This is a genomic window from Falsiroseomonas sp. (assembly GCF_030695085.1).
Taxonomy (GTDB): Bacteria; Pseudomonadota; Alphaproteobacteria; order Acetobacterales; family Acetobacteraceae; genus Falsiroseomonas.
The window spans coordinates 1-13,419 of record NZ_JAUYTS010000214.1; the positions used below are offsets into that span (position 1 = coordinate 1).

General features: G+C 68.7%; 16 protein-coding genes. 6 read left to right on the top strand and 10 right to left on the bottom strand.

Annotated elements, in window-relative coordinates; translation table 11 throughout:
- Nucleotides 1–3: 3 nt before the first annotated feature.
- Nucleotides 4–159, top strand: coding sequence for a hypothetical protein (locus Q8S40_RS25210; RefSeq protein ID WP_371136877.1), 156 nt, complete (start codon nt 4–6; stop codon nt 157–159).
- A 313-nt stretch (nt 160–472) separates the two neighbouring features.
- Here the strand turns inward: Q8S40_RS25210 and Q8S40_RS22420 are convergent, their stop codons facing one another.
- Nucleotides 473–841 (bottom strand): thiol-disulfide oxidoreductase DCC family protein, encoded by a 369-nt coding sequence (locus Q8S40_RS22420; RefSeq protein ID WP_305672186.1) that lies wholly within the window; start codon nt 839–841, stop codon nt 473–475.
- Between the two features lie 163 nt (nt 842–1,004).
- Here Q8S40_RS22420 and alaS point away from each other — a divergent pair, with 163 nt between their 5' ends.
- From alaS to Q8S40_RS22435, 3 genes are read left to right on the top strand one after another with little or no spacing between them, the layout of a single operon-like run.
- On the top strand, nt 1,005–3,653 hold the full coding sequence (gene alaS / locus Q8S40_RS22425; protein WP_305672187.1) for an alanine--tRNA ligase: 2,649 nt from the start codon (nt 1,005–1,007) through the stop codon (nt 3,651–3,653).
- Nucleotides 3,650–4,705 (top strand): P1 family peptidase, encoded by a 1,056-nt coding sequence (locus Q8S40_RS22430; RefSeq protein WP_305672188.1) that lies wholly within the window; start codon nt 3,650–3,652, stop codon nt 4,703–4,705. Before alaS ends, Q8S40_RS22430 begins: the two co-directional genes overlap by 4 nt.
- Nucleotides 4,706–4,760: 55 nt before the next feature.
- The gene (locus Q8S40_RS22435) at nt 4,761–5,162 is read left to right on the top strand and encodes a hypothetical protein (RefSeq protein WP_305672189.1); all 402 of its coding nucleotides are present in this window, start codon (nt 4,761–4,763) and stop codon (nt 5,160–5,162) included.
- Here Q8S40_RS22435 and Q8S40_RS22440 read toward each other — a convergent pair whose 3' ends face one another.
- Complete coding sequence (locus Q8S40_RS22440; RefSeq protein WP_304809472.1) at nt 5,163–5,846, bottom strand: DUF599 domain-containing protein; 684 nt, start codon at nt 5,844–5,846, stop codon at nt 5,163–5,165.
- Between the two features lie 79 nt (nt 5,847–5,925).
- A complete protein-coding gene (locus Q8S40_RS22445) occupies nt 5,926–7,137 on the bottom strand; it encodes an NADP-dependent isocitrate dehydrogenase (protein ID WP_305672190.1) in 1,212 nt (403 codons plus the stop codon).
- Between the two features lie 147 nt (nt 7,138–7,284).
- Here Q8S40_RS22445 and Q8S40_RS22450 point away from each other — a divergent pair, with 147 nt between their 5' ends.
- Nucleotides 7,285–7,458 carry a hypothetical protein gene (locus tag Q8S40_RS22450; protein ID WP_305672191.1) on the top strand — a complete coding sequence of 58 codons (174 nt, stop codon included), beginning with the start codon at nt 7,285–7,287 and terminating at the stop codon, nt 7,456–7,458.
- Between the two features lie 25 nt (nt 7,459–7,483).
- Nucleotides 7,484–7,705 (top strand): hypothetical protein, encoded by a 222-nt coding sequence (locus tag Q8S40_RS22455; protein ID WP_305672192.1) that lies wholly within the window; start codon nt 7,484–7,486, stop codon nt 7,703–7,705.
- A gap of 4 nt (nt 7,706–7,709) precedes the next feature.
- Here the strand turns inward: Q8S40_RS22455 and Q8S40_RS22460 are convergent, their stop codons facing one another.
- Genes Q8S40_RS22460 through Q8S40_RS22490 form a run of 7 tightly spaced genes read right to left on the bottom strand, consistent with a single transcriptional unit; the run spans nt 7,710 to nt 13,410 of the window.
- Nucleotides 7,710–8,114, bottom strand: a complete 405-nt coding sequence (locus Q8S40_RS22460) for a RidA family protein (RefSeq protein WP_304809478.1) — start codon at nt 8,112–8,114, stop codon at nt 7,710–7,712.
- Nucleotides 8,104–8,571, bottom strand: coding sequence for a thioesterase family protein (locus Q8S40_RS22465; protein ID WP_305672193.1), 468 nt, complete (start codon nt 8,569–8,571; stop codon nt 8,104–8,106). Before Q8S40_RS22465 ends, Q8S40_RS22460 begins: the two co-directional genes overlap by 11 nt.
- Nucleotides 8,568–10,163: a benzoate-CoA ligase family protein gene (locus tag Q8S40_RS22470; RefSeq protein WP_305672194.1), complete on the bottom strand. Its 1,596-nt coding sequence runs from the start codon at nt 10,161–10,163 to the stop codon at nt 8,568–8,570. Before Q8S40_RS22470 ends, Q8S40_RS22465 begins: the two co-directional genes overlap by 4 nt.
- A 16-nt stretch (nt 10,164–10,179) precedes the next feature.
- Nucleotides 10,180–11,367, bottom strand: coding sequence for an acyl-CoA dehydrogenase family protein (locus tag Q8S40_RS22475; RefSeq protein WP_305672195.1), 1,188 nt, complete (start codon nt 11,365–11,367; stop codon nt 10,180–10,182).
- Nucleotides 11,367–12,185 (bottom strand): enoyl-CoA hydratase family protein, encoded by an 819-nt coding sequence (locus Q8S40_RS22480; protein ID WP_305672196.1) that lies wholly within the window; start codon nt 12,183–12,185, stop codon nt 11,367–11,369. The genes Q8S40_RS22475 and Q8S40_RS22480 overlap by 1 nt, the downstream gene beginning before the upstream one ends.
- Nucleotides 12,182–12,679, bottom strand: a complete 498-nt coding sequence (locus Q8S40_RS22485; RefSeq protein ID WP_304809486.1) for a MarR family winged helix-turn-helix transcriptional regulator — start codon at nt 12,677–12,679, stop codon at nt 12,182–12,184. Before Q8S40_RS22485 ends, Q8S40_RS22480 begins: the two co-directional genes overlap by 4 nt.
- The gene (locus tag Q8S40_RS22490; protein WP_305672197.1) at nt 12,676–13,410 is read right to left on the bottom strand and encodes an SDR family NAD(P)-dependent oxidoreductase; all 735 of its coding nucleotides are present in this window, start codon (nt 13,408–13,410) and stop codon (nt 12,676–12,678) included. Before Q8S40_RS22490 ends, Q8S40_RS22485 begins: the two co-directional genes overlap by 4 nt.
- Nucleotides 13,411–13,419 lie beyond the last annotated feature (9 nt).

Below are 13,419 nucleotides of genomic sequence, written 5' to 3' on the forward strand. Positions count from 1 at the left end.
CGCATCGGTCAGGGCCGCGAGAATGTGCGCGAATTCCTCAAGGCCAATCCCGATGTGGCCGACTCGATCGAAAAGGCCGTGCGTCAGTCGACCAGCAAGATCGACGACGAACTGCTGGGCGCGCCCGAGCCCGACGAGGGGCAGGACCTGGAGGGCTGATCGCCCTTAAGCCCTTACCCCGGCCTCGCTACCGACTTCCCCGGTCGGGTCCCTCGCGACCCGCCACCGACCCCGCGACCCCGTCCGGGGAAAGAGGCCGCTCGACCCCCCGGTCGGGCGGCTTCGTCCGCTAAAAAAGGGTTTCATCACAGAGGCCACAGAGGAGTCACAGAGAGCACGGCGGGGGCGAGCCTGACGAGAGGCTGAGCCAGGCCCCTCCGCCGCTGTGCCCTCCGTGTCGTCTCTGTGCTCTCTGTGATGAACCTGATCGGCCGAAGACGACAGGCAGGCGCCTTTGCAAGATTCGGCGGGCTTAATGCGAGACGGTTTGATCCCGAAACAGCCGCTGCAGGCGGGGCCGCACCTTGAGGAACTGCACATACAGCCCCTCCAGCAGCGCCAGCACGATCCGGTTGCGGGCCAGCAGACCCAGCGGCCGCAGCAGCGGAATGGCGCGCCACATGGCGGCGAAGGCGGCGGCGCCGGACAGCAGCTGCCCATCCTCACGCACATGAAAGCGGGACAGCATGTCGGCGGGGTCGAGCGGACAGGTCTCGGCCGCGCCCGGCCCGGCCACATCGACGAAGGTCAGCGCCCCGCGTCGGTCCAGCCGCCGCATCAGGCCGATCTCGCGGCGACACAGGGGACAGGCCCCGTCATACCAGACGACCACTTCGCGCATGAGCCACTCCTACCCTGACCGCGAACCGCCGTCGCCCGCCTCAATGTCGCGCCCGCTCCGTCCGGTCCTGCTTCATCGATCACGGGGAGGTGATGCAATCCGGCGCATTCCTCTGTATGACGGCTGCCTCCCCGTTTCCTCCCGACTGACCGAGCCCGCCCCGATGTCCAGCCTCAAAGAGATCCGTTCGACCTTCCTCGACTATTTCGCCGCCGATGGTCACACCAAGGTGCAGTCCGCGCCGCTGGTGCCGCAGAACGATCCGACCCTGCTGTTCGTCAATGCCGGGATGGTGCCGTTCAAGAACGTCTTCACCGGTCAGGAGAAGCGCCCCTACAACCGTGCGACCAGCGCTCAGAAATGCGTGCGGGCCGGGGGCAAGCACAACGACCTGGACAATGTCGGCTATACCGCCCGGCACCACACCTTTTTCGAGATGCTGGGCAATTTCAGCTTTGGCGACTACTTCAAGGAACAGGCGATCGAACATGCCTGGACCCTGCTGACGCGCGATTTCGGCCTGCCCAAGGACAAGCTGCTGGTCACCGTCTATTCCGAGGATGAGGAAGCGCCGGTCTATTGGAAGAAGGTGGCCGGCCTGCCGGATAGCCGCATCATCCGCATCCCGACCTCCGACAATTTCTGGCGCATGGGCGATACCGGCCCATGCGGCCCCTGTTCCGAGATCTTCTTCGACCATGGCGACAAGATCCCCGGCGGCCCGCCCGGCAGCCCGGAGGAGGATGGCGACCGGTTCATCGAGATCTGGAACCTGGTCTTCATGCAATATGAGGAAGGCCCGCCCGGCACCCGCGTGCCGCTGCCGCGCCCCTCGATCGATACCGGCATGGGGCTGGAGCGCTTTGCCGCGATCCTGCAGGGCAAGCACGACAACTACGACACGGACACGCTGCGCGCCCTGATCCTGGCCAGCGCCGAGGCCACCGGCCAGGACCCGGACGGCCCGTGGAAGACCAGCCACCGCGTGGTGGCCGACCATCTGCGCGCCGGCACCTTCCTGATGGCCGATGGCGTGCTGCCCTCCAATGAGGGCCGCGGCTACGTCCTGCGCCGCATCCTGCGCCGCGCCATGCGCCACGCCCATATGATGGGGGCGCGGGAGCCGTTGCTGCACCGCCTGGTGCCGGCCCTGACGCGCCAGATGGGCGCGGCCTATCCGGAGATTTTCCGGGCTGAATCGCTGGTGATCGAGACCCTGCGGCTGGAGGAGACGCGCTTCCGCAGCCTGCTGGAACGCGGCCTCGGCCTGCTGGCGGAGGAATCCGGCAAGCTCGGCGACCGCGGCACCCTGCCCGGTGACGTCGCCTTCAAGCTGTATGACACCTACGGCTTCCCGCTGGACCTGACGCAGGACGCGTTGCGCGGCGAGGGCAAGTCCGTCGACACCGAAGGCTTCGCCGCCGCCATGGCCGAGCAGAAGCAGCGCGCCCGCGCCGCCTGGGCCGGGTCGGGCGAGGCGGCGACGGAGACGCAGTGGTTCGACCTGAAGGAAAAGCTCGGCGCTTCCGAATTCCTCGGCTACTCGACCGAAAGTGCCGAGGGTTCGATCCTCGCCATCCTGGTGGACGGAAAGCCGGTGGAGAGCGCCGCGCCCGGCACCGAGGTCGCCGTGCTGCTGAACCAGACCCCTTTCTATGCGGAAAGCGGCGGCCAGGTGGGCGATGCCGGGCTGATCTCGGCCGGCGAGGCGTGCCGGATCGTGGTGCGCGACACGCAGAAGAAGCTGGGCGAGTTGTTCGTGCATTACGGCATTGTCGCGCATGGCGAGGCCAAGCTTGGCCTGCCGGTGGTGGCCGAAGTGGACCACACGCGCCGCGGCACCATCCGCGCGCATCACTCGGCGACCCACCTGCTGCATGAGGCGCTGCGCCGGCGCCTGGGCACGCATGTCTCCCAGAAGGGATCGCTGAACGCGCCGGACCGCCTGCGCTTCGACGTCTCCCAGCCCACGCCGATGACAGATGACGACCTCGCCTGGGTCGAGACCGAGGTGAATGCCCGCATCCGCGAGAACGCCGAGGTGGTGACCCGGCTGATGACGCCGGACCAGGCCGTGGCGGTCGGCGCCATGGCGCTGTTCGGCGAGAAGTATGGCGACGAAGTCCGCGTGGTCTCCATGGGTCATGACCCGCAGGCGGTGGAACGCCACGGCGTCTATTCGCTGGAACTGTGCGGCGGCACCCATGTGAAGCGCACCGGCGATATCGGCCTGTTCCGGATCGTCTCCGAAGGCGCCGTGGCCGCTGGCATCCGCCGCGTCGAGGCGGTGACCGGGGAGGCGGCGATGAAGCTACTGGAGGAGCGCGACCGGCAGCTCAGCCAGGCGGCCGCCGTGCTGAAGGCGCGCCCGGCCGAACTGGCAGATCGCATCACCAGCCTGCTGGAGGACCGGAAGAAACTGGAGCGCGAGGTCTCCGACCTGCGCAAGAAGCTGGCGACGGGCGGTGCCGCAGCGGAGATCGAGGAGATCGCCGGCCTGCGCGTGGCGCTGCGTGAACTCGGCGAAATGCCGCCGCGCGACCTGAAGGGCGTCGTCGAGGCCATCCTGCAATCCGGCACCGCGGATGTGGTGGCGGTGGTCGCGACCGCGGAGGGCAAGGCCAGCGTCTTCGTCGGCATCGGTGAGGCCGCGAAGGGCAGGACGGACGCCGTGACCCTGGTTCGCGCGGCGAGTGCCGCGATCGGCGGCAAGGGCGGCGGCGGCAAGCCGGACATGGCCCAGGCCGGTGGCCCGGACGCGGCGAAGGCGGCGGAAGCGTTGGCGGCGGTGCGGGCGGCGCTGGCGGGGTGAGGGCGCGCGCCCTCGGCTTCGCGCCCGGCATCTTCGCCCCCGGCCCGCTGAACGCCATCACCGACGTGACCGGCCTCCGCGTCGGCCAGGTCACGGTGATGCAGGGCGAGGCCACGCGCTCCGGCGTCACGGCCATCCTGCCGCATGCCGGCAACCCGTTCGCGGATCGCGTCCCCGCCGGGCTGTTCGCGATGAATGGCTACGGCAAGATGGCCGGCGTCACGCAGGTGCAGGAACTCGGCGAGCTGGAGACGCCGATCCTGCTGACCAACACCCTCGCCGTGGGGCGGGCGGTGGAGGCGCTGGTGGATTGGACGCTGGCGCAGCCGGGCAATGAAGCGGTGCGCTCGGTCAACGCCGTGGTGGGCGAGACCAATGATGGCCGCCTGAACGATATCCGCGCCCGCGGTGTCACCCACCAGCACATGCTGGAGGCCCTGGCCGCAGCCTCGGAGGGGCCGGTCGCGGAAGGCTGCGTCGGCGCCGGCGCGGGCACCATGGCCTTCGGCTGGAAGGGCGGCATCGGCACATCCTCCCGCATCCTGCCCACCGCGCTGGGTGGGTGGACCATCGGCGTGCTGGTGCAGGCGAATTACGGCGGCGCCCTGGTGATGGACGGGCTACCCGTCGGGCGGCTTTTGAAAAAATACTACCTGGCCGAACATGCGGCGGAACAGGCGGATGCCGATGGATCGGTCATGGTGGTGGTGGCCACCGATGCGCCGCTGTCGGATCGCAACCTGCAACGCCTCGCGCGCCGGGCGATGGGGGGCATCGCGCGCACCGGCGCCGCCTTCTCCGATGGCTCCGGCGACTATGCCCTGGCCTTCGCGACTCATGCGGCCGTGCGGCGCGGCCCCGGGCGTGGCGCGACGCTGGACTGGCCGAATGAGCGCATGTCGCCCCTGTTCGTCGCGGCGGCGGAAGCGACGGAGGAGGCGGTGCTGAACGCGCTGACCATGGCGACCACGGTGGAAAGCCGGCTCGACGGGCGCCGTGTGGTGGGAAAGGCGCTGCCGCTGGATCAGGTGGCCGCATTGCGGCGCGCTTAACGATTCGCGAAGGCTTCCGCGGCAGTCTGGGCTCATCCGGCGGGCTGGAGGCGGCGTGGCGACCCTGGTGGGCGGGCTGGTGCTCGCATGCATGCTGCTGGGCCTTGGGTTGCTGATACGCCGCATGTTGCGCGCGGCCTGGGCCTTGCTGCGCCGCCTGCGGCGGCCACGCTGGGGCGCCATAAACCTGCCGGCGCTCCGCCTGTCGCGCAGCCGCGCCTTCGCCCGAGCCGAAAGTGAACGCGCCGCGCGCCTGGCGGCGGAGGTGACGCGGCTGCGGGTGGAACTGCGGCTGGCCCGCCAGGCGCCGGCGGAGCCGCGCTTCCAGCGCGCCAAGCGCGAATTCGCCCGCCGCTTCCATCCGGACCGGCTGCCGCCACGCTGCCCGGATCGCCGCGTGCGGATCGCGATATTCCAGGAATACTGGGCGGTGCTGCGCGGGATCGAGCGCGGCTGATCAGCCCTTCTCGGTCACCGCATGGCGCAACGCGCTGCGGAATTCGCGCCGGTGCAATTCGCGCAACACGAACAGGCTGGTGGCAATCAGCGCCAGCGGGTGCACCACCCAGGCGAGTGCCGCCAGGCCGAAATAATAGCTGCGCAGCCCGGTATTGAAGTGCCGCGCAGCGCGGTTGGCCACATCGGCCGCCATGTCCGCAAGCGAAATCGCCTGGGCGTCCGGCTCGCCCCACGGGATCGCCCCGACCAGGATCGAGGTGTAGTTGAACTGCCGCAACGCCCAGGTCAGCTCGAAGAAGGCATTGACGAAGATCAGTAGCAACAGGCCGATCTTGATCTCCCAGGTCTGATCGGTCGGCACCGCGGCATAGGGCAGGGCGGCGACGACGCGCCGGCCGAGATCGGGCGCACCCAGCAGCGCCACCAGACCGCCCAGGATGAAGATGCTGGTGGTGGCGAGGAAGCTGGTGCTGTTCATCAGGTTGCCGATTGCCGCCATGTCGGCGATGCGGTTTTCCCGCGTCAGCATGGCGTGCATCCAGCGCCGCCGGTAGCCATCCATGGCGGCGATGACGCTGGCGCGGCGGATGCGTGGCACGCGATCCACCACATTGGCGTAGCCAAGCCAGCAACCGGCGAAAATCGCCAGCGCGGTCCAGTCGAGCAGGGTGAAGGCGATCATTCCGCACTTATACCGCAGCGCAGCATAAAACCGCCAGTGTTGCGTTGGGCGGGCTTGCGGCCCGCCCAACGCCTTGAATTCAGGCCATCTTCTTCTTCAGGTTCTCATCCAGCTTGGCGAGGAAGGCCTGGGTGTTGAGCCAGGGCTGGTCCTTGCTGATCAGAATGGCGAGGTCCTTGGTCATGTCGCCGGATTCCACCGTCTCGATGCAGACCTGCTCGAGGGCATTGGCGAAATCGACCACATCCTGCGTGCCGTCGAACTTGCCGCGATAGGCGAGGCCGCGGGTCCAGGCGAAGATGGAGGCGATCGGGTTCGTGCTGGTCTCACGGCCCTTCTGATGCTCGCGGTAGTGGCGCGTCACCGTGCCATGCGCGGCCTCGGACTCGACCGTGCTGCCATCCGGGGAGAGCAGGACGGAGGTCATCAGGCCCAGGCTGCCGAAGCCCTGCGCCACGATGTCGGACTGCACGTCGCCATCGTAGTTCTTGCAGGCCCAGATATAGCCACCTTCCCACTTGAGCGCGGAGGCCACCATGTCGTCGATCAGGCGGTCTTCATAGACGATGCCGGCTTCCTTGAACTTCGCGGCGAATTCGGCATCGAAGATCGACTTGAAGATGTCCTTGAAGTTGCCGTCATAGGCCTTCAGGATCGTGTTCTTGTGGCTGAAGTACACGGAATATTTCCGCGACAGGCCGTAGTTGAACGACGCCCGGGCGAAGCCCTCGATCGAGGCGTTCAGATTGTGCTGGCCCATGAACACGCCGGCATCCTTGAAGACGAACTCGCCGACTTCCTGCGGCGCGCCGCCCTCGGGCGTGTAGGTCATCTTCACCGTGCCGGCGCCCGGCACCTTCATCTCCACCGCGCGGTAGATGTCGCCATAGGCGTGGCGGCCGACGACGATCGGCTTGGACCAGTGCGGCACCAGGCGCGGCACGTTCGAGCAGATGATCGGCTCGCGGAAGATCGTGCCGTCCAGGATGTTGCGGATCGTGCCGTTCGGGCTGCGCCACATCTTCTTCAGGCCGAACTCCTTCACCCGGGCCTCATCGGGGGTGATGGTGGCGCACTTCACGCCCACGCCGTACTGCTTGGTCGCGTTGGCGGCGTCCACCGTCACCTGGTCATCGGTCTGGTCGCGGTACTCGATGCCGAGGTCGTAGTATTTCAGGTCGATATCGAGATAGGGCAGGATCAGGCGGTCCTTGATGAACCCCCAGATGATGCGCGTCATCTCATCCCCATCCATCTCGACAACGGGAGTTTTCACCTTGATCTTGGCCATGCCTGTATCCTTGCCTGTCTCTGTCGCCGGCCATCGCTGCCGGGACAATGCCATCACGCCGAAGGGTGGGAGGTGGCGGAACATGCCAACCACGCCCCGCGCCGGCAAGCCCGCCCGGGCGCAAGGCTGCCCCTATCTGGCGGCTGCATGACCCTGCCACCGCCCGAGACACGGCTGGAACTGGTGGAATGCCCGCATTGCGCGGAGCCAACCATGCCGAACCGGCTTTCCGATGGCAGCCTGGTGTGTTCCTGCGCCGCGGAACGGTCCCTTGCGCCGCCACCCGTGATGCTGGATTCCCGCCGCAGGCCGCCCAGATAGGGGCGGCACGTAAGGAGTTGAGCTGATGATGCTGCGAATGGCCGCAGGCACGATGTTTGGCGCGGTGATGGTTGCCGGCGCGGTAACCACCCTGGCGGTGGGTGCCGGCGCGGTCGGCGCGGTGCTGCTGGCGCGCCGCATGTGCGAGGAACGCAAGGGCTGGCAGGATGGCGCCAAGCTGGACGCCGAACTGGGCGCCGAGCCGGATATCGGCATGCCGGAGGCCGGGATTCCCGACCCGGTTTGAGGCCTCAGTCGGGCAGGATGGCGGTGGCCTCGATTTCGAGCCGCGCCTCCTTCTCGACCAGCGCCACCACCTGAACCAGCGCCATGGCCGGGAAGTTCCGGCCCATGACGGCGCGGTAGGCCGGGCCGAGTTCCGCCAGGCTGGCGCGGTACTCGGCGATGTCCACCACATACCAGGTCAGGCGGCCGATATGCTCGGGTCCGCCACCGGCCTCGGCGAGCACCAGCAGGATATTGGCCAGCGCCTGGCGCGCCTGGGCGACGAAGCCGGCAGGAAAGCGGCCCTCACTGTCCCAGCCGATCTGCCCGCCGACCAGCACCACGCGGCCGCGCCCCACCATGCCGTTGGAATAGCCCCGTGGCGGTGGCCAGCCGGGGGGCTGCAGGGCGGTCAGGGTTCTATCGGTCATCGTCACAGCGTTCCTGGTAGCGTGTCAGCGCCGCGCGCAGATCGGCCGGGATCGGCAACGGGCGGCGCGCATCGAGATCCGTGGTGGCGGTGACCAGCTGCATCCGCAGCAGCTCCGCCGATCCGCGATGCACATGCATGGTGAAGCCGTAGCTGGCGCCGCCGATGCGGGTGATGAGGGGGGTCAGCAGCACGGCATCGCCCATCAGGCCGGGGGCGAAGAAATCCGCCTCCGCATGGGCGAAGCCGGTGCCGATGCGGCGGGTGGCGTGCAGGGCGTGGAAATCGACGCCCAGTTCGTCGCAAAAGAAATCCTCCACCGCGGCATTGGCCAGCGCGAACCAGGTCGGGAAGAAGACGATGCCGGCCGGGTCGCAATCGCCGAAGCGGATGCGCGCCGCGGCGTGGAAGGCGCGGGCGGGCAGGGCTTCGAAAGGGAGCGGTGCGGGCCGGGTCATGTGCCGGCTTCGGCCTTCTGGCGCAGCGCAAAGCGTTGCAGCTTGCCGGTTTCCGTGCGCGGGAGGGCTTCGACGAAGACCACGCTGCGCGGATATTTGTAGGGCGCGATTTCCGCCTTCACATGGTCCTGCAGCGCCTTGGCCAACGCAGCATCCGGCGCATACCCCGGCTTCGGCACGACATAGGCGCGCACCACCATGCCACGCTCCGCATCCGGCGCACCGACCACGCCACATTCGGCAACCGCCGGGTGTGTCAGCAACGCCGCCTCCACCTCCGGCCCCGCGATGTTGTAGCCGGCGGAGATGATCATGTCGTCGTTGCGCGCCTGGTACCAGAAACAGCCGTCCGCATCCTGGATGTAGGTGTCGCCGGTGATGTTCCAGCCATTCTGCACGTATTGCGCCTGGCGCGGGTCATCGAGGTAGCGGCAGCCCGTCGGCCCCTTCACGGCGAGGCGGCCGGGCGTGCCGCGCGGTACTTCCTTGCCGGCCTCATCCACCACGCGCGCGATGTAGCCCGGCACCGGCAGGCCGGTGGCGCCGGGACGGATGCGGTCCTCCGTCGCGCTGATGAAGATGTGCAGCATCTCGGTGGCGCCGATGCCGTCCATCAGCTTGAGGCCAGTGGCCGCCTGCCAGGCATCGAAGATCGGCTTCGGCAGCGTTTCGCCGGCGGAGACGCATTTGCGCAGGCTGGACAGATCATGCTGCGCGGCCTGGGTGGCCATCACGCGGTAGGCGGTGGGCGCGGTGAAGCAGATGGTGGCGCGGTGGCGGGCGATGGCGGCGGGCAGTTCCTCCGGCGGGGCGCGTTCCAGCAGCACGGCGGTGGCGCCGACGCGGAAGGGAAACAGCACCAGCCCGCCCAGCCCGAAGGTGAAGGCGAGCGGCGGGGAGCCGATGAAGATGTCGCTCGGTTCGGGTTTCAGCACCTGCAGGGCGTAACCATCGCAGATCGCCAGCATGTCCCGGTGGAAATGCAGCGTGCCCTTCGGTTCGCCCGTGCTGCCGCTGGTGAAGCCGATCAGGCAGATATCCTCGGCGGCGGTGTCGCAGGCGGGGAAGCCGGGCGCGGCCTGTTCGACCATGGCTTCCAGCGTGCCGTCGCCCCAGGTGACCAGGTGGCGAAGCTCCGGCGCATCTGCCTTCCGCAATTCATCGGCCAGCCGCGCATCGCACAGCGCATGCGTCACGCGCGCCTTGCGGAGCATTTGCGAGAGTTCCTTGGCGCGCAGCAGCGGCATCGAGGCGACGACGACGCCGCCCGCCTTCAGCACGGCGAAATAGGCGGCGACCATCCAGGCATTGTTGGCGGAGCGCAGCAGCACGCGGTTGCCCGGCGCCAGGCCGAGGCGTTCCACCAGTACGCGGGCGATGCGATCGACCCGATCGGCGAGTTGCGCGTAACTCAGCGTCTCCGCCGGCGTGATCAGCGCCTTGTGGTCGCCGCGGCCGCACGCGATGTTGCGATCCAGCAGTTCGACCGCGCAATTCAACCGCGGCGGGTAGCGATACTCGGGCCGGTCGAGAAGAAAGTCCGGCCACTGGTCCCTGGGTGGCAGCCGGTCCTCGCAGAAGCTGTCGCGCATGGCATGCATCCTCGTCCTAGCCGAGTGATGTGCGAAGCTGGCGTGGCCTTGTGTCCAGTCGCTCCCGCTCCATCCGCGCAATGACCACGCGCTGAATCTCGGAGGCGCCCTCATAAACGCGGAGCGCCCGGACCTCCCGGTAGAGTTCTTCGGCCTTGTGGCCCTTGGTGACGCCGAGCCCGCCATGGATCTGGACATTGCGGTCGGCGCAGCGCTGCGCGGCCTCGGTGGCGTGCAGCTTGGCCATGGAGGCTTCGCGCGTGACGCGTGGCGTGCCGGAATCCTTCAGCCAGGCGGCGCGATAGACCAGCAGGGCGGCGGCTTCGACATCGGTGGCGCTATCCGCGATGGCGGCCTGCGACATCTGCTGGTCGAAAAGCGTGCCGCCGAATATCTTTCGCGAGCTCGCGTGTTCCACCGTCATGTCCAGCGCGCGGCGGGCGAAGCCCAGGGCGGCGGCGCCGACACTGGCGCGGAAGACATCGAGGGTGGACATGGCGACCTTGAAGCCCTCGCCCGGTTTGCCGAGCATATCCTCCGCCGCCACGCGCACATCCGCGAAATGCAGGCGGGCGAGGGGGTGCGGCGCCGTCACTTCGATGCGTTCCGCGACGGTCAGGCCGGGCGCGTCGGCGGGCACGAGAAATGCAGAAAGTCCCTTGGCGCCGGGCGCTTCCCCGGTGCGGGCGAAGACCACATAGGTCGCCGCGATGCCGCCATTGCTGATCCAGGTCTTTTCGCCATTCAGCCGATAATGGCCGTTGCCATCGGGCGTCGCGGTCAGCGCCAGCGCGGACACGTCGCTGCCCGCTTCCGGCTCGCTCAGTGCGAAGGCGGCCAGCGCGGTGCCGGCGCGGGCGCCCGGCAGCACGCGATCCCGCTGTGCCGCGCTGCCGAACAGCGTCACCGGCCCGGTGCCGAGGCCCTGCATGGCGAAGGCGAAATCCGCCAGCCCACTATGGCGCGCCAGGATATCCCGGGCGATGCACAGCGCCCGTACATCCAGCACCCCATCCGCCGGGCAGGGCACGCGCAGCAGGCCGGAATCGCCCATGGCGCGGGCCAGGCGGATGACGCTGGCATCCGCATCATGTTCATCGGACAGCGTTTCGGCGTATTGCGCCGCACAGGCCTCCACTTCCGCCGCCCAGTCGCGGTGGCGCGGTTCGAAGAAGGGCCAGTCGAGGAACCCGGTATCAGCCATCAGTCACCCTTGAAGACGGGGCGCTGCTTCGCCACGAAGGCGTCGAAGGCGCGCCGGAAATCCTGCGTGGTCATGCACAGCGCCTGGGCCACCGCCTCGGCCTCGATCGCCTGTTCGATGGACATGGCCCATTCCATGGCGAGCATGCGCTTCGTCATGGCATGCGCGAAGGCCGGGCCTTCGGCGATGCCGCGCGCCATCTCCGCCGCCGCGTCCTGCACCGCTTCCGGTGCATGCAGCGCATTGAAGAATCCCCAGGCCAGGCCTTCTTCCCCACCAAGCGACCGCCCGAGATACAGCAGCTCGCTCGCCCGCCCCTGGCCGATGATCCGCGGCAGGATGGCGCAGGCGCCCATGTCGCAGCCAGCCAGGCCGACGCGGTTGAACAGGAAGGCGACCTTGGTCCGCGCCGTGCCGAGCCGCAGATCGGAGGCCATGGCGATGATCGCGCCCGCGCCGGCGCAGATGCCGTCCACCGCGGCGATGATCGGCTGCGGGCAGGCGCGCATCGCCTTCACCAGGTCGCCGGTCATCGCCGTGAAGGCCATCAGCCCGCGCGTGTCACGTTCCAGCAGCGGGCCGATGATCTCATGCACATCGCCGCCAGAACAAAAATTGCCGCCGGCGCCGGTGACGACGAAGGCGCGCACCGCATCATCATGCACCGCCGCTCTGAAGATGGCGGTGAGTTCGGCGTAGCTGTCGAAGGTCAGCGGGTTCTTGCGCTCCGGCCGATTCAGCGTGAGCTTCGCGACGGCGCCCGAGACCTCCAGCTTCACATGCTGCGCGGCATAGTCGGCGAGCGGTCCGGTGATCATGGATTGGGCTCCGGCGGCAGGGCGTTGCGGACCGAGATCTTGGCGTGGCCGAGCAGGCGGAACAGCGCGCCGCGCTCCACTTCAGTCACGCCGGCCAGAAGCTCCGCGATCCAGCCCTCATGCGCCGCGGATTGCCGTGCGAATTCGCGGCGGCCCTTGGCGGTCAGGCGCAGAAGCTGGGCGCGGCGGTCACCGGGGCGGGCGCGGCGCTCGATCAACCCCTCGGCCTCCAGCCGCGCCGCGACGCCGGTGACATTGCCGTTGCTGACCATCATGCGGCGCGAGACCTCGCCGAGCGAAAGTCCCTCCGGCGCGCGGTCCAGCGCGGCAAGCAGGTCGAAGCGGGGCAGGGTGGTGTCGAAGTCGCGGCGCAGGCGGGTGCGGATTTCGCCCTCGATCAGGGTGGTGCAGGTCAGCAGGCGCAGCCAGAGGCGCAGCTCGTCCTTGTGGCCGGGGGGCGCGTGGGCGAGGGCTGTCTCGGCATCCACGCTCATGTCTCGCCCCCATCCACCGCGATGGCCTGGCCGTTGATGGCGCCGCTGGCTGGCCAGCACAAAGCCAATGCGGCGGCGGCCACTTCCTCCGGCTGCACCAGGCGGCGCTGCGGGTTGTGCTTCGCCAGTTCGGCGCGGGCGGCAGCCTCGTCGCGGCCGGTCTTTTCCATGATGCGGGCGATGGAGTCCGCGACGATCCCGGTTTCGGTGAAGCCGGGGCATATGGCGTTCACCGTGACGCCCTTCGCCGCCACTTCCTGCGCCAGGGACCGCACCAGGCCGAGCAGCCCGTGCTTGGCCGCCGCATAGGCGGTGACATAGGGGTAGCCCTTCAGGGCGGCGGTGGAAGCCACCATCACCACCCGCCCGAACCCCGCCGCCAGCATCCCCGGCAGCACCGCCTGCGTGACCGCGACCGCGCCGAGCAGGTTCACGCGCCACATCCGATCGAACAGCGCGGCATCGGATTTCAGGAAGGGCGCGCTTTCGGCGGCGCCGGCGGCATGCAGCAGGATGTCGAAATGCGGCAGCGCCGGCAGGGCATTGATATCAGCCGCGATGAGCGCCGCAGCCTCCCCGGCCTGCACCTGTGCCCGCAGCGGCGCCTCCCGCCGCCCGAGCACCGTGACCCGCGCGCCGGAAGCCGTCAGCGCCGCGGCACAGGCGGCGCCGATGCCGCTGCCGCCGCCGGTCACCAATGCCGTCCTGCCCTGGAGGGTGCCCGATTGCATGATGCTTGA

Coding starts and splice junctions, on each gene's coding strand:
- Q8S40_RS22420 (WP_305672186.1), bottom strand. CDS start 841: ATGCGCGAAGTGGTCGTCTGGTATGACGGGGCCTGTCCCCTGTGTCGC.
- alaS (WP_305672187.1), top strand. CDS start 1,005: ATGTCCAGCCTCAAAGAGATCCGTTCGACCTTCCTCGACTATTTCGCC.
- Q8S40_RS22440 (WP_304809472.1), bottom strand. CDS start 5,846: ATGATCGCCTTCACCCTGCTCGACTGGACCGCGCTGGCGATTTTCGCC.
- Q8S40_RS22445 (WP_305672190.1), bottom strand. CDS start 7,137: ATGGCCAAGATCAAGGTGAAAACTCCCGTTGTCGAGATGGATGGGGAT.
- Q8S40_RS22450 (WP_305672191.1), top strand. CDS start 7,285: ATGACCCTGCCACCGCCCGAGACACGGCTGGAACTGGTGGAATGCCCG.
- Q8S40_RS22455 (WP_305672192.1), top strand. CDS start 7,484: ATGATGCTGCGAATGGCCGCAGGCACGATGTTTGGCGCGGTGATGGTT.
- Q8S40_RS22460 (WP_304809478.1), bottom strand. CDS start 8,114: ATGACCGATAGAACCCTGACCGCCCTGCAGCCCCCCGGCTGGCCACCG.
- Q8S40_RS22465 (WP_305672193.1), bottom strand. CDS start 8,571: ATGACCCGGCCCGCACCGCTCCCTTTCGAAGCCCTGCCCGCCCGCGCC.
- Q8S40_RS22470 (WP_305672194.1), bottom strand. CDS start 10,163: ATGCGCGACAGCTTCTGCGAGGACCGGCTGCCACCCAGGGACCAGTGG.
- Q8S40_RS22475 (WP_305672195.1), bottom strand. CDS start 11,367: ATGGCTGATACCGGGTTCCTCGACTGGCCCTTCTTCGAACCGCGCCAC.
- Q8S40_RS22480 (WP_305672196.1), bottom strand. CDS start 12,185: ATGATCACCGGACCGCTCGCCGACTATGCCGCGCAGCATGTGAAGCTG.
- Q8S40_RS22485 (WP_304809486.1), bottom strand. CDS start 12,679: ATGAGCGTGGATGCCGAGACAGCCCTCGCCCACGCGCCCCCCGGCCAC.
- Q8S40_RS22490 (WP_305672197.1), bottom strand. CDS start 13,410: ATGCAATCGGGCACCCTCCAGGGCAGGACGGCATTGGTGACCGGCGGC.